This window comes from Neobacillus sp. BP17 (assembly GCF_059579525.1).
The window spans coordinates 4,457,994-4,475,145 of record NZ_CM184198.1 but is presented as its reverse complement, the minus strand read 5'-3'; the positions used below and the strand labels follow the sequence as shown (position 1 = coordinate 4,475,145).

The following is a 17,152-nucleotide window of genomic DNA, read 5'->3' as shown; positions in this document are numbered from 1 at the left end:
ACAAAAATCTGATAATTGTTTATAATAGGCTTGTAAGCGTTTCTTTTTTACATAAACCACTTATATATGCTGATTGCTTATTAACTAATTTTAGCCTAAAGAAATAGCATTTTAATTGTTTGCTTTTTACCCGAGCAGTCGCTCAGTTAATTTAAAGGATGGACAATGGGATTTTTTCACTTTACTGGTATGGGGAAATTTAGAATGAGAAGGAGAGATTTACTATGACAGTAACACGCGGTCTTGAAGGGGTAGTGGCAACAACTTCCTCCATCAGCTCAATTATTGATGATACGCTTACTTATGTTGGCTATGACATTGACGATTTAGCTGTAAATGCTAGTTTTGAAGAGGTAATCTATTTATTATGGCATCGTAAATTGCCGACAGCAGACCAGTTAACTGAATTGAAAAAACAACTTGCTGAAAATTCAGCATTGCCACAGGAAGTAATTGAACACTTTAAATTGTTTCCAATTCAAGAAGTACATCCAATGGCTGCCCTTCGTACAGCCGTTTCGCTTTTAGGTATTTATGATGATAAAGCAGATTTAATGGATGCTGATTCAAATTATCAAAAAGCTATTCGCCTTCAGGCAAAAATGCCTGCGATTGTTGCAACATTTGCCCGTATTAGAAAAGGGTTAGAGCCAATTGCACCTAAACCAGAACTAAGCTTTGCAGCCAATTTCTTATACATGTTGACTGGGAAAGTACCAGATCCGATTGCTGTTGAAGCGATTGATAAAGCGCTTGTATTACATGCGGACCATGAATTAAACGCATCTACATTTACAGCCCGTGTATGTGTAGCTACATTATCCGATGTTTATTCTGGTGTAACTGCTGCAATTGGTGCTCTTAAGGGACCATTACATGGTGGAGCAAATGAAGCGGTCATGAAAATGTTAAAAGAAATTGGTACGCTCGAAAATGTTGAACCATATGTACGTGGTAAGCTTGAGAAGAAAGAAAAAATTATGGGCTTTGGCCATCGTGTCTATCGAAAAGGAGATCCACGTGCCAAGCACTTAAGAGCCATGTCTAAAAAATTGACTGAATTAACAGGCGAACCCCATTGGTATGATATGTCTGAAAAAATTGAAAGTATTGTAACAGGGGAAAAGAATCTGCCGCCTAACGTGGATTTCTATTCTGCTTCTGTTTACCACAGCTTAGGGATTGACCATGATTTAATGACACCAATCTTTGCAGTAAGCAGAGTATCAGGCTGGCTTGCTCATATTCTTGAACAGTATCAAAACAACCGCTTAATCCGCCCGCGTGCAGATTATACAGGTCCTGGAATGCAAAAATATGTACCAATTGAGCAACGAGGTTAATTATTTACTTTTGTCGCAATAATTGGTCTAATAAGAATGTATGATAAGGTTAGAGACAAACATCTCTAACCTTTCCATAAGTCATAACGTAGCTTTTTTACATAATAGGAGGGAAAATCAACTATGCAAGGCGAAAAAATTACAGTTACTAACGGAGTATTAAACGTACCAAACAATCCAATTATCCCATTTATTGAGGGTGACGGAATCGGACCAGATATTTGGGCAGCTTCTGAGCGAGTTTTAAATGCAGCTGTTGAAAAAGCGTATAAAGGTGAACGCAAACTAATCTGGAAAGAAGTTTTAGCTGGAGAAAAAGCATTCAACCAAACTGGCGAATGGCTGCCATCTGAAACACTTGATGTAATCAATGAATATTTGATTGCCATTAAAGGACCATTAACTACACCTGTTGGCGGCGGAATTCGTTCGTTGAATGTTGCACTGCGTCAAGAGCTAGATTTGTTTGTCTGCTTACGTCCAGTTAGATGGTTTGAGGGTGTTCCTTCACCGGTTAAACGTCCACAAGATACAGACATGGTTATTTTCCGTGAAAACACAGAAGATATTTATGCAGGTATTGAATATGAAAAAGGTACAGAAGCAGTTAAAAAGGTAATTGACTTTTTACAAAATGAAATGGGCGTTAACAAAATTAGATTCCCAGAAACTTCTGGTATCGGTATTAAGCCTGTTTCTGAACAAGGTACTTCACGTCTAGTCCGTGCGGCAATTAACTATGCCATTAAAGAAGGCCGTTCGTCAGTTACACTCGTACACAAAGGTAATATCATGAAATATACTGAAGGCGCATTTAAAAACTGGGGCTATGAGCTTGCTGAGAAGGAATTCGGCGATAAAGTATTTACATGGGCTCAATATGACCGCATTAAAGCGGAGCAAGGTTCTGAAGCTGCTAATAAAGCTCAAGCTGATGCAGAAGCAGCAGGCAAAATTATCGTAAAAGACGCAATTGCTGATATCTTCTTACAACAAATTCTTACACGTCCACGTGAATTTGATGTTGTTGCAACAATGAACTTAAATGGAGATTTCATTTCAGATGCACTTGCAGCCCAAGTAGGCGGTATTGGTATTGCACCAGGCGCTAACATCAACTATGAAACAGGACATGCGATTTTTGAAGCAACACATGGTACTGCACCTAAATATGCAGGTCTTGATAAGGTGAATCCTTCATCTGTTATTTTATCAGGTGTGTTATTGCTTGAGCACCTAGGCTGGAACGAAGCCGCTACAATGGTTATTAAATCAGTAGAAAAAACAATTGCTTCTAAAGTTGTAACATATGATTTTGCTCGATTAATGGAAGGCGCAACAGAAGTAAAAACTTCTGAATTTGCTAACGAGCTTATTAAGAACATGGAGTAAAGAATTGATGCAGATGTGGGCTGTTCTTTAATAGCCCCGCCTGCATTTTAAGGTTCAAGACCAACAAAAACGTTTAAAGGGGAGAGTTATAATGTCATTAAAACGTAAAAAGGTTTCTGTAATCGGCGGAGGATTTACTGGAGCAACTACGGCATTTTTACTAGCTCAAAAGGAACTTGGAGATGTAGTTTTAGTAGATATCGCTCCAATGGAAAACCCTACAAAAGGTAAAGCATTAGATATGCTTGAAGCAAGTCCAGTACAAGGCTTTGATGCTAATATTACTGGTACTTCAAACTATGAAGATACTCGTGATTCAGATATCGTCGTGATCACTGCTGGTATTGCTCGTAAACCTGGTATGAGCCGTGATGATTTAGTTCAGACAAACCAAAAGGTTATGAGAAGTGTAACTCAAGAAATCGTGAAGTATTCCCCTAACTGTACTATTCTTGTTTTAACTAACCCAGTTGATGCAATGACATACACAGTATTTAAAGAATCAGGATTCCCTAAAAACCGTGTAATTGGTCAATCTGGTGTTCTTGATACTGCTCGTTTCCGCACATTTGTTGCTCAAGAATTGAACCTCTCTGTTAAAGACATTACAGGTTTCGTTTTAGGTGGTCATGGTGATGACATGGTTCCCCTTGTACGTTACTCATATGCTGGTGGAATTCCATTAGAAACATTAATTCCTAAAGACCGTCTTGAAGCAATTGTAGAACGCACTCGTAAAGGCGGCGGTGAAATTGTTAACCTTCTAGGTAATGGAAGCGCCTACTATGCTCCTGCTGCTTCTTTAGTTGAAATGTGTGAAGCCATTCTAAAAGACCAACGCCGTGTTCTTCCATCCATTGCCTATCTTGAAGGCGAATTTGGTTACGATGGCATCTACCTTGGTGTACCGACTATCCTTGGTGCAAATGGTATTGAAAAAGTCATCGAGCTTGAATTAACTGCTGACGAAAAAGCTGCTTTAGATAAATCAGTTGAATCCGTTCGCAATGTGATGCAAGTATTAGCGTAAAAAAGGATAAAGGAGAAATTCGGGGTTACAATGGTTCCCCGAATTTCTTTGTATACATTTGAAATCGCTTACATGGAGGTGGAGTTTTTTGCTTTTAGGTAAAAAAAGAAGGTTAGGACGTAAAATTGAAGAAATTTCTGTCGGTGAAAAATTAGCTATGACTGAAAAAATAGAAGACAAGGATCTGCTTCTTTATTTAGGATTAACTGATGATGCAAATCCCCTCTATATTCAGCATGATTATGCTTCACAGACTCCATTTGAAAGGCCGATCGTTCCGAGCATTATGCTGACAGGTATGATCACCTCAGCCATTTCAAAATATTTACCCGGCCCTGGAAGCCATATTTTAAGCCAAGAAATCAGTTTTCCTAAACCTGTTTTTCATTATGGAGCTGTTGAGTTGTTATTCGAAGTCGTTGAAGTAACAAGGAATGAGCATACCATTGTGATTAGTGTGGCAGGAACCAATGAAAAGAACGAGACCGTCATTCAAGGTAAGGTTAAAGTATGTCCGCCACACCGATTAGAAGAAATTCATGGCAGGGCTTTAGAGAATTTTTAATAATGTTATTAATAAGGAATGTGACCTGTTCACATTCCTTTTATTTGTTAAAGTTTTGTAAAGCTAGAAAATACACAAACTTTATTATTATAATGGAGGTAACTAATAAAGTGGGGGTTACTATGAAAAATAGAGTGCTTGTTGTCGATGACGAACAGTCGATTGTTACTTTACTACAATATAACTTGGAGCAAGCGGGGTTTGATGTAATAACAGCAATGGATGGTGAAGAGGGAAAACAATTAGCAGAGACACAATCACCTGATATCATTGTATTAGATTTAATGCTGCCTAAAATGGATGGAATGGAAGTTTGTAAGCAGTTGAGACAAAACAAGATTATGACTCCGATTCTAATGTTAACCGCTAAAGAGGATGAATTCGATAAAATCTTGGGGTTGGAACTTGGTGCAGATGATTACATGGTCAAACCTTTCAGTCCAAGAGAAGTAATCGCTCGTGTCAAAGCCATACTTAGAAGGACTCAAATTCAAACAGATGCTGGACAAGTAGGTGGAGAAGAGACGGGATTGCTGCAAATAGGTAATCTGAAAATCAATTCTGATAAATATGAGGCTTATTTTAACGGCAAGTTGTTGGAGTTAACCTTAAAAGAATTTGAATTGCTTCTTTACCTCTCCCAAAATAAAGGGCGTGTTATGACCCGTGATCAATTACTAAGTGCTGTTTGGAATTATGACTTTGCTGGCGATACTAGAATAGTCGATGTACATATCTCGCATTTAAGAGAAAAGGTTGAAGCGGACACAAAAAAGCCGGCCTATATTAAAACAATTCGAGGCTTGGGCTATAAACTGGAGGAGCCAAAGGGAGAATGACCAAATTCCGAAAAGGACTGCTAATATCACTAATCATATTAGTTATTATTGTATTAGTTGGGGTAGGAATTTTGATAGGTCAATTTTTTAAAAGCTATTACCTAGAGTCACTAACTCAACATCTGAAATTTGAAGTTTTATGGGTTCTTTCCATTTGTCTTGGGATTGCCATCATTATTATTCTTTTTCTATGTGTAAGAATTACCTCAAAGTATACCAAACCAATTGAGGCTGCAACCAACGTTGCCATTGAACTGGCTAAAGGAAATTACCGTGCTCGAACTACGGTAAGTAGATTAGATGAAACGGGGATGCTTGGGTCATCAATCAATATGCTGGCCGAAAACCTGCAAGAACTCACTAAAGCGCAAGAAATGCAGCAGGACCGACTAAGTGCACTAATTGAAAATATGGGCGCTGGTCTAGTTCTAATTGATAGTCGAGGGTACATCAACCTAATTAATAAAGGATTTATTGATATTTTTCATGTCAATTCTAGCGATTATTTAAATAAAGTCTATTATGAAGTTATTGAATATGAAGAAATTTGTCAGTTAGTGGCTGAAGTTTTTCGAACGGAAAAAAAGGTCAGCAAACAAATACTTGTTCCACTATTCATTGAACGTAGGTACTTTGTTGTCTATGGTGTTCCGATTCTTGGAACCAACAATGTATGGAAAGGTGTATTGCTGGTATTTCATGATATTACTGAAATTAAAAAACTCGAGCAAATGCGCAAGGACTTTGTGGCCAACGTGTCGCACGAATTAAAAACCCCGGTCACTTCTATTAAAGGATTTACTGAAACACTGATGGATGGTGCCATGAATAATAAAGAAACCTTGGAAGCGTTTCTTTCCATTATTCTAAAAGAAAGTGACCGACTCCAAACCCTCATCCAAGAATTATTAGATCTTTCAAAAATAGAACAACAGGGATTCAGATTAAATATTCAGGAACTAGATTTGAACGAGCTGTTAAAAGAGGTTATTACGATTCTTAGTGGAAAAGCCCAAGCAAAGAATATCCGGGTTAGCCTTCTTTGTAAGCAAGATCAAGTGATGATCCAGGGTGATTTAGACCGTTTAAAACAAGTGTTTATTAACTTGATTGCCAATGCCATGAACTACACTCCGCCTGAAGGGAATGTGGAAATAATCCTACTCGAACAAGGTGAAAAGGTACGAGTCCATGTAAAAGACACTGGGATCGGAATTAATAAGGAAGAAATTCCACGTATTTTTGAACGTTTTTACCGTGTTGACCGAGCGAGAAGCCGGAACTCCGGCGGGACTGGACTAGGACTAGCGATCGTTAAGCATTTAATTGAAGCCCATCATGGAAATATAAGTGTTAGAAGTGAATTGGGTGAAGGAAGCGAGTTTATAATTGAATTGTATAAATATTTAAGGTGATTTTGGAAGGTGGATATAAATGGAAAAGAAGAAACTTGTCCTTATCGATGGTAATAGTATTGCTTACCGGGCATTCTTTGCACTACCCTTGCTTAATAACGATAAAGGAATTCACACGAATGCCGTATATGGTTTTACGATGATGCTGATGAAAATACTTGAAGATGAAAAGCCAAGCCATATCCTTGTCGCATTTGACGCGGGAAAAACGACCTTTCGACATAAGACCTTTAGTGAATATAAAGGCGGCAGACAAAAAACGCCGCCTGAGCTATCGGAACAATTTCCATTCATTCGTGACCTTCTAGATGCCTATGGAATCTCTAGGTACGAACTTGAAAATTATGAGGCTGATGATATCATTGGTACCTTGTCATTAAGTGCTGAACATGATGGGTATGAAGTGAAGGTGATTTCCGGAGATAAAGATTTAACTCAACTCTCTTCACCAACGACTACCGTTGGAATTACGCGCAAAGGTATTACAGATATTGAGGAATATACCCCTGAACATGTCTCTGAAAAATATGGACTAACACCAGAGCAAATCATTGATATGAAAGGGCTGATGGGGGACCCTTCCGATAATATTCCTGGTGTACCCGGCGTTGGTGAAAAAACAGCGATCAAACTTTTAAAGGAGTTTACTACGCTTGAAAATTTATTAGCCTCTATTGACCAGGTTAATGGTAATAAGCTTAAAGAGAAGTTGGAAGAATTTAAGGATCAAGCCATAATGAGTAAAGAGCTGGCAACGATTGAAAGGCAGGCACCTATCGAAGTAAATTTAGATACGATTGCTTATGAGGGGTTTACGCGCGATAAATTAGTAGCTCTCTTTAAAGAATTAGGATTTCATTCGTTATTGGAAAAGCTGGGTGAAGGTCCAGACATGGCTGATGTGCCAGAACTGGAAGAGATTGAGTTTCAAACTCCAGCAGAAATCACGGAATCGTTATTTGCAGACGACAATTATTTTTATGTTGAAATGTTGGATGATAATTATCATTTTGCAGAAATTATTGGCTTTTCCCTTGTCAATGAAAACGGGCATTTTTATTTTCCTACAAATCAGGTATTGCAATCAGAGGCTTTCAAAAAATGGGCGGAGGATGAAAGTAAAAAGAAAACGGTTTATGATGCCAAGCGTTCTGAGGTCTCTCTACGAAGGTATGATATTCATTTAAAAGGAGTCGATTTTGATATTCTGATGGCATCTTATATCATAAATCCTTCAGAAAATATTGAAGATCTCGCATCGATTACGAAACGATTTGATGTACATACAATCCAACCAGATGAATCCTTTTATGGGAAAGGGGCGAAGCGAAAAGTCCCTGAAGTAGCACAGCTTGCAGAGCATCTTGTCCGTAAAAGTCTTGCCATGTCTGATTTAAGAGGAAAACTTGAAGATGAATTAAAGAAAAATGAACAATATCAGTTATTTACTGAACTTGAAATGCCATTATCGCTTATATTAGCTGATATGGAATCATGCGGAATCAAAGTGGAACAGGAACGCCTTCAGACAATGGGAAAAGAACTAAATGAAAGACTAATTGAAATTGAAGAGAAGATATGTCAATTAGCTGGAGAGAAATTTAATATCAACTCACCCAAACAGCTTGGCGTTATCTTATTCGAAAAATTAAACTTGCCTACATTAAAGAAAACGAAAACAGGGTATTCCACTTCGGCAGATGTATTGGAAAAATTGGCGGAGGATCATGAAATTATTGAATACATCCTTCTATACAGACAATTAGGTAAGCTGCAATCTACCTATATAGAAGGATTATTAAAGGTGATTAATCCTAAAACGGGAAAAGTCCATACTAGATATCAACAAACCTTAACAGCGACAGGGCGGTTAAGTTCGATTGACCCTAATTTGCAAAATATCCCGATTCGTTTGGAAGAAGGTCGGAAAATTCGTCAAGCCTTTGTTCCATCTGAGGAAGGGTGGATCATTTTTGCTGCGGATTATTCCCAGATTGAACTTCGCGTACTTGCCGATATTGCTGGTGATGATAAGCTGATTCAAGCATTTAAGGAAGATATGGATATTCATACGAAGACTGCCATGGAGGTTTTCCATGTCAATAAGGATGAGGTAACCTCAAATATGAGGCGACAGGCAAAAGCTGTAAACTTTGGAATTGTCTATGGAATTAGTGATTATGGACTATCCCAATCCTTAGGAATAACTAGGAAAGAAGCCGGACAATTCATTGAACGCTATTTAGATACTTACCCAGGTGTCAAAGAATATATGGATGAAATTATACACTCAGCCAAGCAGAAGGGGTACGTTTCAACCCTAATGCAAAGAAGAAGATATATTCCTGAAATTACTGCGCGTAATTTTAATATCCGAAGCTTTGCAGAAAGAACGGCAATGAACACACCAATCCAAGGCAGTGCTGCTGATATCATAAAAAAAGCAATGATAGATATGGATGAGGCATTAAAGGATATGGGGTTAAAGACACGACTTTTACTTCAGGTACATGATGAATTAATTTTTGAAGCACCTGAGGAAGAATTGGAAACTTTAAAGAAATTAGTCCCAGACGTGATGGAAAATGCCCTTGAATTAAAGGTACCATTGAAAGTGGATTTTGCTTACGGGCCAACTTGGTTTGACGCTAAATAATAGGAGGAGGCTACAATGCCAGAACTTCCGGAAGTAGAAACTGTTCGAAAAACATTAAAAAAATTAGTAGTGAATAAAACCATCAAAGATATAACGGTCTATTGGCCGAAAATCATAAAAAATCCACTGGAAGTGGAACAATTTGTCGATGCCTTGATTGGGGAGACCATTCTTGATGTCGGAAGAAGAGGGAAATTTTTAATTATTTATACAGGAAATTTCGCCTTAGTTTCTCATTTGAGAATGGAAGGAAAGTATGGACTATATCCTAAGGATGAGCCCTATGATAAACATACACATGTTCTCTTTCATTTTACAGATGGGACAGAGTTAAGATATCGGGACGTTCGCAAGTTTGGAACCATGCATCTTTATAAAAAAGGGGATGAGTTTTTAACGGAGCCCTTGATCGGACTTGGCCCTGAACCATTTTCGGAGGAATTCACCATCGAATATTTAGCTGAAAAGCTGGCAAAAACGAATCGGAAAGTTAAAACAGCTTTATTAGACCAAAAAGTCTTTGTTGGACTTGGCAACATCTATGTGGATGAAGCACTTTTTAGGGCCGGAATCCATCCAGAGCGTTTGGCTAACACTCTGGATAACAGCGAAGTTACCCTTCTTCATCGTGAGATTGTAGCAACCTTGAGTGAAGCAGTCAAAAAGGGAGGAAGTACAATCCGTTCGTATGTAAACTCTCAAGGTGAAATAGGAATGTTTCAGCTTGAATTATATGCTTACGGTCGAAACGGTGAAGAGTGTAAACGATGCGGGACACCTTTAGAAAAAACAACTGTTGGTGGGAGAGGAACCCATTACTGCCCTCAATGCCAAAAAATCGAAGCAGAACCGAAAAAGTAAAAGAGTGAAAAGAGAATAACATTAACCATGGATAGGCTCCTGCCATATACTATCGTAATGATTTTGGTGGAAGGAGCCCTATACATCATGGTTCAGTTGTTATCACTTCTCATCCTCGCTTTTGCCCTTAGCCTTGACAGCTTTAGCGTAGGATTTACCTATGGACTAAGGAAAATGGTCATGCCGCTAAGGTCAATAATTATTATTGCAAGTTGCTCTGCTGTTTCATTAATGATCGCCGTGTCAATTGGACATGGACTTGAGAAAGTTTTATCACCAAGAATTACCGCAAGCCTAGGGGGGATTATCCTAATTGGTCTTGGTGCTTGGGTTTTGTATCAATTTTTTCGGCCAGAAAAAGAAAAGGACGTACTTGATCATGAAAAGACCATCGTGAATTTTGAGATCAAGTCCCTTGGATTAGCCATTAATATATTGAAAAAGCCGATGTCGGCTGATTTCGATCAATCTGGTACGATTACTGGGATTGAGGCGTTAATGTTAGGGTTCGCCTTGTCGTTGGATGCCTTTGGAGCTGGGATTGGTGCAGCGATGCTTGGCTTCTCTCCTTATTATTTAGCGTTTACTGTTGCGATTATGAGTTCGTTGTTTGTGCTTTTAGGAATAAAAAGTGGAACTTTTTTCCATAAGTTTGAATGGATTCAAAAGTTCACCTTTTTACCAGGTATATTATTAATTATTATAGGGATTTGGAAATTATAAGAATCAGAAAGAGGATTTTGGGATGTCATTAGTTATCGGTTTAACAGGTGGAATTGCAAGTGGAAAAAGCACCGTCTCTAACTTTTTCAAAGAAATGAATATCACTGTGGTTGATGCAGATATTGAAGCACGCCTTGCGGTAATGAAAGGTGAAGCGGCTTATTTTAAGATCATTGCTGAGTTTGGCGAAGATATATTATTAGCCGATGGAGAAATTGACCGGTCTAAACTGGGCTCGATTATTTTTCATCAAGTCGAAAAACGGCAATTATTAAATGACATCGTTCACCCAGAAGTCAGAAGAAGAATGAAAGATCAAGTCGAAACAGCAAAAAAGAACGGCGAAGAAGTGGTTGTTCTTGATATACCGTTACTATTTGAAAGTAAACTTACCTATATGGTGGATAAAACATTACTAGTATTTGTTGACAATGAAACGCAATTAAAAAGATTAATGGCGAGAAATAACCTATCTGTCATGGATGCTGAAGCAAGGATTCATTCGCAAATGCCGTTGTCTGACAAACTCAGGCTGGCGGACGCAGTAATTAATAATAACGGATCGGTCGAGGACACAAAAAAACAGCTTCTTGAAATCTTAGCGAAGTTTGGCATCAATAAAAAATAAGATGAAATAATCGAGAGAAGGAGCCCCCTTCTCTTTTTTTATATTATTAAGTTATCTAAATTATTAAACATTAAAAAATCCGCACATAATTCATCACAATTCCACCTAAATATGTTATACTAATTACAATAATACAAGTATTAAGTATGTCACTAATACAAAAAGGGGTTGCAAAAATGAAGACAAAAGTTGCGATTAATGGGTTTGGAAGAATTGGAAGGATGGTTTTTAGAAAAGCGATCCTTGAAAATAAACTTGATGTTGTAGCCATAAACGCTAGTTATCCCGCAGAAACATTAGCACATCTACTTAAATATGATACTAATCATGGACCATTTCAAGGAGATGTTATTCCTCTAGATGAAGAGTTACTTGTAAATGGAAAAAGGATTAAACTATTGAGCAGTCGTAATCCAGAGGAACTTCCATGGAGAGAGCTTGGGATTGAGATTGTTATCGAAGCTACTGGGAAGTTTAATGCCCGTGAAGCGGCGGCATTACATTTAGAAGCAGGAGCAAAGAAAGTGATTTTAACTGCTCCGGGAAAAAATGAGGATGTTACAATTGTCATGGGTGTAAATGAGGAAATGTTAGATGTTAATGTTCATGACATTATCTCCAATGCGTCATGTACAACCAACTGTCTAGCACCAGTTGCAAAGGTATTAGACGATAAGTTTGGAATTGAATGCGGATTAATGACCACAATTCATGCCTATACAAATGATCAAAAAAATATTGATAACCCTCATAAAGATTTACGAAGGGCTCGTGCATGCGGTCAATCAATCATTCCAACGACAACAGGGGCAGCGAAAGCCATTTCTTTAGTTTTACCTCAGTTAAAAGGGAAATTACATGGTATGTCACTTCGTGTACCTACACCAAACGTTTCACTAGTTGATTTAGTAGTGGATCTAAAGCAAGATGTGACGGTCGATGAAGTCAATCATGCCCTTATGGAAGCAGCAAATGGACCATTAAAAGGTATTTTGGATTTCACGATGGAACCGTTAGTATCTGTTGATTTTAATACGAATGAGCATTCTGCCATCATTGACGGTTTATCCACTATGGTGATGGGCACAAGAAAAGTAAAGGTTTTGGCATGGTATGATAATGAATGGGGCTATTCGTCACGTGTGGTAGATCTCACTCTGTTGGTTGCTCAGCAAATAGCAAAGTCCTCAGAGTTAAAGGTTGGGTAAATAAAGCGCAAAAAAAGCTGTCGATTTGACAGCTTTTTTTTTGTGTGCTAACTTGTGCCATTTTGGTGAAATAGGCATAAAATAGCTTTGTTGAATTTATTAACAAATGGATGACAAAGCCCGTCCTAATAAAGTTTTTTATATTGATAGGTTGCAAAAAAAATATAAACAAAGTATACTAGTCATCGTGAACTTCTTGAAATTAGGTAGCGATTGATTACTTAAAGGGTTAGGACCTCTCTGGACTAACTTTCCCCCGTGGTAGTTATAAGATACCGTCAATACATGATTTCAAGAAAGAACAAAAAGGTTAGAGGGGGAAAATGAATATGGAAACAATGGGACGTCACGTGATCTCTGAGTTATGGGGATGCGACTTTGAAAAACTAAACGATATGAATTTTATTGAAACGACTTTTGTTGAAGCAGCTCTTAAATCTGGGGCAGAAATCCGTGAAGTAGCATTTCATAAATTTGCTCCACAAGGTGTGAGTGGTGTCGTCATTATTTCCGAATCACATCTAACTATTCACAGTTTCCCTGAACATGGATACGCCAGCATTGATGTCTTCACTTGCGGCGATTTAAATCCTAATGTTGCAGCAGATTATATTGCTGAGGCATTAAATGCCCAAACACGTGAAAATATTGAAATTCCACGCGGCATGGGTCCTGTCCATGTAAAACAGGCAAAAATACTATAATCTATAAACATAATTGGTGAGAGGTGTATCTAAACATACACCTCTTTTTATATTTTGTCTGTGTTAAAGTTTATTGCTGAATTAGGCACCCTGTTGATTGGAGTGGAAGGCACGAAGACTCCTGCGGGAGGACGGGGCAGGGGAGACCCCGCAGGAGCGCAGCGACGAGGAGGCTCCCCGGACCGCCCGCGGAAAGCGAAGTGCCTGGAGCGGAGATCAACAGGCAACTTTAACAGAGGCTATATTTTAAGCGAAAATGTTGTACAATAAAACAAAAGACAATTGGGGAGGAAAAGTATGGCTATGTTAGGTAACTTATTTGTTCGATTTAAGCAGCAAATTGAGACTTCAGACCAAATTGCTGACGATTCTTTAAAAACGCATTATTATAAGGCAAAGTTTAACCGAGTTTTCGATTCAGTTGAAAAATTATTTCATGAAGATGCCGATTGCCAAGTAACAACCGTTTCTAAAGATCATGGAGAAATTGCTATTGAAATCAATAAACCAATTAAATGCTTTCTAATTGTTACCATTGTCTCTGTAAAACCAATGGAAACCGCAGTAGACTTTAATATTTCATCTGAAAAAATTTCGATTCTCGGCACCTATCCTGCTTTAAAAAAGCGGATTATTTCTTATTACGAGCGAATTAATCAATTACATAACTTCGTAGGAATAAAAAACTCCTAATACTTACTTGTATAAAGATATTCTTTTTTATAAGATGAAAGTAAGCGTTTAGTTCGGAAGCTACAGTGTAGATTTGGAGTTGATTACAATGAAATGCCCTTCTTGTCAAAATTATGGTACACGTGTCCTTGATTCCAGGCCTGTTGATGAAGGCCGGGCCACACGGAGGAGACGCGAATGTGAGGAATGTGGGTATCGTTTTACTACATTTGAGAAGATTGAAGAGATCCCGTTAATTGTAGTCAAAAAAGAAGGTACCAGAGAAGAGTTCAGTCGTGATAAAATCTTACGAGGCTTGATAAAAGCTTGTGAGAAGCGGCCTGTGGCCTTAAAGGAACTAGAAGATATAACCCACGGTGTTGAAAAAGACCTGCGCAGTCAGGGGGTCTCTGAAATAAAAAGTGAAGCCATAGGTGAAATGGTAATGGACAGGCTAGCGCATGTGGACGAAGTTGCCTATGTCAGATTCGCATCTGTTTATCGACAATTTAAGGATATCAATGTTTTCATTGATGAATTAAAAGAATTAATAAAAAAAGAAAAATCGTAAGAGCTAAATAGGTTTTTGGCTCTTTTTGACTTTATAACAGGGGAAGGTTGTAGTATTATGGCGCAGCATTGGCAGGAAATTCTTCCTATTGACCGTTATATCGTAACTGCTGATGGGCTACTGCATGATTATGACCGGAAAGTGCTGACGTTTTTATATCAGCCTTTGATTGGTTCAACTTGCTTTAGTTTATATATGACTCTCTGGGCAGAGGTAGAGGAAAACCGTTTATGGTCTGAGTCCTCCACACACCATCTGTTGATGAATCTCTTAGAGATGAACTTAAAGGACATTTTCGAAGCAAGGTTAAAGTTAGAAGGCATAGGTTTGTTAAATACCCGTGTCAAAACAGATGAAGGAGGCAGGTCGTTTTTATATGAACTTCGTCCTCCATTAAGTCCCCAACAATTCTTTTTAGATGGGATGCTAAATATTTATCTTTACCGAAAGATCGGAAAAACCCATTTTTTACGGTTGAAACGCTTTTTTAGTGACCAACAAAAGCCGAATGAAGATGAGTATGTTGATGTTACTAAAGCCTTTCAGGATGTGTTTGCTTCAGCTGCACCAGGCAGTATGCAATATATACATGGGATTTCTGAAGAGTTACATGAGGAAGAAAATCAGCAGTTTATTGGCCGTTCGGATTCCAATCCGATTCAAATCGGTTTGGACACGTTTGATTTTGATATGTTGGCAGCCGGGCTGAATGAGTCACTCGTTCCGAAAAAAGCATTAACGCCAAAAGTAAAAGCAGTGATTAGTAATCTTGCATTTCTGTATCAAATCTCCCCATTAGAAATGAAGAATTTCATCTTAGGCGCTATTAACGAACATGATGAGATTGACATTGAAGACTTAAGAAAAGGTGCTCGGGATTGGTATCAGTTTGTTAATTATGACCAGTTACCAAGTCTTATTAACCGAACCCAGCCTATTGTCCACCAAACTCAAATCACTGAACCTAAAACTCCGGAGGAGAAATTAATCCGTTCTTACGAAACGACCCCGCCGCTTATCGTTTTTAAAGAATTCTCAGGCGGAGTAGAGCCTTCGAATGCCAATTTGAAGACATTAGAAGAAATTATGATTAAATATAAACTGCCACCGGGTGTTGTCAATGTTTTAATTGAAGTGGCAATGAGAAAGACGGACATGAAATTTACCAAGGGTTTTGTGGAGACCATTGCTAGTCATTGGGCAAGGAAGCAGGTTAAAACGGTGAAGGAAGCAATGGAACTTGCGAAAAATGAAGAACTCAAGGCAACCGAGAGTAAAAAAACGGGGAAATCAACTAGTAAAAAGCCGATACGGACAGAGTTAATCCCAGATTGGTTTGATGAGGGCACTAAGGACACAAGCAAAGAGCCTTCGCAGGGAACTAATAATGAGGTCGAAGCAAAGAAACGGGCAATTGAAGAAAAATTAAAAGCGTTCCGCAAATAGGGGGTGCCGTAGTTGGAGAAAATCAATAAAACCTTAAATAGATTGGCTTCAAATGAAAGTTTTCAAAAACGCTATGAACAACAGCGAATGCAAGTCCTGCAAAATCCTGATGTTAAAGCATTTCTGTCACAGAATCAAGAGGCTATTGATTCTGTGATGATTGATAAAAGTATGAGTAAACTGTATGAGTACATCAATCAAAGCAAGGATTGCAATAAATGTGAATCCCTTGATGGCTGCATCAATTTTATGAAGGGGTATCACCCTGATTTGGTTTTAGCTCGGAATTCTATCGATGTCGTGTATAAACAATGTCCTCGAAAAATTATGGCTGACGAAAAGAAGAAAAATGAGAAGTTGATCAAGAGTTTATATGTCCCTAGAGATATCTTGGAAGCCTCCTTTGAGGAATTTGAAGCGGACACTGGCCGACTCGATGCCGGCGATCAAGCTGCAACGTTCTTAATGAATTATGAGGCAGGAAATAAGCCAAAAGGTCTTTATCTTTATGGGAAATTCGGTGTGGGGAAATCTTATTTATTAGGTGCAATTGCCAACGAATTGGCGAAGAAACAAATTTCTTCGATGATTGTCTATGTGCCAGAATTGTTGCGAGAGATGAAAGGGTCAATCGCGGATTCCACATTGAATGAAAAAATTGAAGCATTAAAAAAAGAACCCATCCTTATGCTTGATGATATTGGCGCTGAAGCTGTATCAAGTTGGACGAGGGACGAGGTGCTTGGCCCCATTCTACAATTTAGAATGCTTGAGAGTCTTCCTACATTTTTTACATCAAACTTTGACTTTAAAGGGCTTGAGCATCATTTAACCTACAGTCAGAGGGGCGAAGAGGAGAAGATGAAGGCAAGACGAATCATGGAGCGGATTCGTTCCTTGAGTGTGCCTGTGATGGTCGAGGGACCAAACAGAAGGTAATTTAAATCAATGTAAGTAGTATTAGGATTGTCGTAAACAAGTCGGCAGTCCTTTTTCTATCCTTTTTTTCTGTAAATAACAAAAGCATGTACCAGCTAACTTCTATTTTAGCCAAGTCCCCCATATATATTAATACAAAGATTGGCTTAAAGGGGGGATT

16 protein-coding genes are annotated in these 17,152 nt (G+C 38.4%); all 16 read left to right on the top strand.

All coding sequences use genetic code 11. The features are described from left to right. Positions 1–224: 224 nt before the first annotated feature. The 16 genes from citZ (at position 225) to dnaI (ending at position 16,992) form a co-directional block, all read left to right on the top strand. Positions 225–1,343 (top strand): citrate synthase, encoded by a 1,119-nt coding sequence (citZ, locus tag AC4QJR_RS21890; protein ID WP_496524173.1) that lies wholly within the window; start codon positions 225–227, stop codon positions 1,341–1,343. Positions 1,344–1,466: 123 nt separating this feature from the next. Continuing rightward, positions 1,467–2,735 carry an NADP-dependent isocitrate dehydrogenase gene (icd, locus tag AC4QJR_RS21885; protein WP_496524172.1) on the top strand — a complete coding sequence of 423 codons (1,269 nt, stop codon included), beginning with the start codon at positions 1,467–1,469 and terminating at the stop codon, positions 2,733–2,735. A 91-nt stretch (positions 2,736–2,826) separates the two neighbouring features. Next, positions 2,827–3,765 carry a malate dehydrogenase gene (mdh, locus tag AC4QJR_RS21880; protein ID WP_098574379.1) on the top strand — a complete coding sequence of 313 codons (939 nt, stop codon included), beginning with the start codon at positions 2,827–2,829 and terminating at the stop codon, positions 3,763–3,765. 88 nt (positions 3,766–3,853) lie between these two features. Continuing rightward, positions 3,854–4,330 (top strand): MaoC/PaaZ C-terminal domain-containing protein, encoded by a 477-nt coding sequence (locus AC4QJR_RS21875; protein WP_251460254.1) that lies wholly within the window; start codon positions 3,854–3,856, stop codon positions 4,328–4,330. A gap of 122 nt (positions 4,331–4,452) precedes the next feature. Continuing rightward, positions 4,453–5,169, top strand: coding sequence for a response regulator transcription factor (locus tag AC4QJR_RS21870; protein WP_496524171.1), 717 nt, complete (start codon positions 4,453–4,455; stop codon positions 5,167–5,169). Continuing rightward, positions 5,166–6,584 (top strand): two-component system histidine kinase PnpS, encoded by a 1,419-nt coding sequence (gene pnpS, locus AC4QJR_RS21865; protein ID WP_496524170.1) that lies wholly within the window; start codon positions 5,166–5,168, stop codon positions 6,582–6,584. Before AC4QJR_RS21870 ends, pnpS begins: the two co-directional genes overlap by 4 nt. Positions 6,585–6,603: 19 nt before the next feature. Continuing rightward, positions 6,604–9,240, top strand: coding sequence for a DNA polymerase I (polA, locus tag AC4QJR_RS21860; RefSeq protein WP_496524169.1), 2,637 nt, complete (start codon positions 6,604–6,606; stop codon positions 9,238–9,240). Between the two features lie 15 nt (positions 9,241–9,255). After that, positions 9,256–10,101 carry a DNA-formamidopyrimidine glycosylase gene (gene mutM, locus AC4QJR_RS21855; RefSeq protein ID WP_098574368.1) on the top strand — a complete coding sequence of 282 codons (846 nt, stop codon included), beginning with the start codon at positions 9,256–9,258 and terminating at the stop codon, positions 10,099–10,101. An 87-nt stretch (positions 10,102–10,188) separates the two neighbouring features. Next, positions 10,189–10,824 (top strand): sporulation membrane protein YtaF, encoded by a 636-nt coding sequence (gene ytaF, locus AC4QJR_RS21850; protein ID WP_496524168.1) that lies wholly within the window; start codon positions 10,189–10,191, stop codon positions 10,822–10,824. A 22-nt stretch (positions 10,825–10,846) separates the two neighbouring features. Then, a complete protein-coding gene (gene coaE / locus AC4QJR_RS21845; protein WP_496524167.1) occupies positions 10,847–11,452 on the top strand; it encodes a dephospho-CoA kinase in 606 nt (201 codons plus the stop codon). 176 nt (positions 11,453–11,628) lie between these two features. Then, positions 11,629–12,660 carry a glyceraldehyde-3-phosphate dehydrogenase gene (locus tag AC4QJR_RS21840; RefSeq protein WP_098574362.1) on the top strand — a complete coding sequence of 344 codons (1,032 nt, stop codon included), beginning with the start codon at positions 11,629–11,631 and terminating at the stop codon, positions 12,658–12,660. Between the two features lie 329 nt (positions 12,661–12,989). After that, entirely contained in the window at positions 12,990–13,364 is a 375-nt protein-coding gene (gene speD, locus AC4QJR_RS21835) for an adenosylmethionine decarboxylase (RefSeq protein WP_251460263.1), read from the top strand. A gap of 297 nt (positions 13,365–13,661) precedes the next feature. After that, entirely contained in the window at positions 13,662–14,057 is a 396-nt protein-coding gene (locus AC4QJR_RS21830; RefSeq protein ID WP_496524166.1) for a hypothetical protein, read from the top strand. A gap of 88 nt (positions 14,058–14,145) precedes the next feature. Continuing rightward, a complete protein-coding gene (nrdR, locus tag AC4QJR_RS21825) occupies positions 14,146–14,607 on the top strand; it encodes a transcriptional regulator NrdR (protein WP_098574354.1) in 462 nt (153 codons plus the stop codon). 57 nt (positions 14,608–14,664) lie between these two features. Further along, entirely contained in the window at positions 14,665–16,053 is a 1,389-nt protein-coding gene (locus tag AC4QJR_RS21820) for a replication initiation and membrane attachment family protein (protein ID WP_496524165.1), read from the top strand. Positions 16,054–16,065: 12 nt separating this feature from the next. Further along, positions 16,066–16,992 (top strand): primosomal protein DnaI, encoded by a 927-nt coding sequence (gene dnaI, locus AC4QJR_RS21815; RefSeq protein WP_098574350.1) that lies wholly within the window; start codon positions 16,066–16,068, stop codon positions 16,990–16,992. Positions 16,993–17,152: the final 160 nt, after the last annotated feature.